General features: G+C 68.5%; 1 protein-coding gene. It reads left to right on the top strand.

Translation table 11 applies throughout. The features are described 5' to 3' along the window. Positions 1–53: 53 nt before the first annotated feature. A partial coding sequence (locus ACMO6A_RS09335; RefSeq protein ID WP_418471141.1) for a LuxR family transcriptional regulator occupies positions 54–1,358 on the top strand: 1,305 nt, incomplete at its 3' end.

Raw genomic sequence — 1,358 nt, 5'->3', positions numbered from 1 at the left:
GGCTTCCTGTGGTACAAATGGCCGAATGGGATGACGGTGGAAGGGACGGGCGGATGACCGGGAAGACGACGAGCGCGCAGCGCGATCGCGAGCGGGCCGTGCTGGCGGCGGTCGAGCGGTTCGCGCCGCTGCGGCGCTTGGGCTGGGCGTTTCTGCTGGCCTGGGTGTTCTGCGTGTTCTACACCAACGCGGTGAGCGGCTACACGGGCGCGAAGGCCTCGACGTTGGCGGTTGGTGCGGGCTGGGATCTGTTCTTCACGGGGCTGCCGGTGTCCATGTCGGTGGTCATGCTCGTGCTCATCGTGGTGTTGGAGAAGCGGCTGGGCTCGCCCGCCCAGCATGCGGCGCTGTTCTGGATCGCGCCGCTGGCCACCGCGGTTTCCACGCCGCTGCTGTTCTGTGAGCTGCCCGATTTCGGCGCGACGGCTGCGCTGTTCGTGATAGGTGCGGTGCTCACGGGATTTGGCAGCGGCTTCATGTGGGTGATGTGGGGCGAGTACTACGCGAAGGTGACGCAGGAGGAAGTGGAGTTTCTCGCGCCGTCGTCGGCTGTGGCGGCCGCCGTTCTGGTGCTGGTGGTGTCGGCGATGCAGGGATGGATGGCGCTCGTGGTGGTGACGGCGTTTCCCCTGATGTCGGGCTTGTGCCTGCTGCTGTCGTGGCGGGATGCGCAAGGGCGCGACGCGACCGCCGAGTACCGGGGCGCCGCCGAGCAGCGCGCGTTCGCCGAGGCTCACGACAGCGCGCGGAAGGGGCTGCCGCGCGTGCTGAAGTCGATGGGGCGCGCCGGGTTCGGCATCCTCGCGGCGTGCCTGTTCGTGTGCGTGGAGGGGTCGTTCTGGTCGGGGTCGTCAGGGCAGGATGCGACGGCCGCCCAGGTGGCGCTCGTGGTGAGCATCGCGTTCATGCTGATGGTGGGTCTTTCGGCCACGGCGGGGCCGCGTCGGGTGTCGCTGTCGTTTCTGTACCGATGGATGTGCCCGACGCTCGTGGTGGGCTTCGCGGCGTTCATCGTGCTGGGGGAAACCGCGGGCGCGTACGTCGCCTACGTGGTGGCCATCGCCGCGCGCTTCGCGTTCTGCCTGATCACGCAGATGTATTTCGCGCGCTACGCTGTGCAGGGCGCGGCCACGCCCGTGCAGTCGTACGGTTTGGGATGGATCTTCGTGCACTTGGGCGATCTGCTGGGCGTGGTGACGCTCGTGCTGGTGGAGTCCGGCATGGCGGCCGGGGTGTTCTCGCTCGACCAGGTGGCGGTCGTGTCCATCGCGCTGCTGGTGGGCGCCACCATGTTCGTGCTCAGCGACGGCCGCGCGTTCGCGTTCGGCGCGCGCAACGAGGATGGCGTGCTGCACGAT

Source organism: Eggerthella sp. (assembly GCF_048329335.1).
Classification (GTDB): Bacteria; Actinomycetota; Coriobacteriia; order Coriobacteriales; family Eggerthellaceae; genus Eggerthella; species Eggerthella lenta.
The sequence above is the reverse complement of the archived record's forward strand: the minus strand, read 5'-3'. Positions and strand labels throughout refer to the sequence as shown.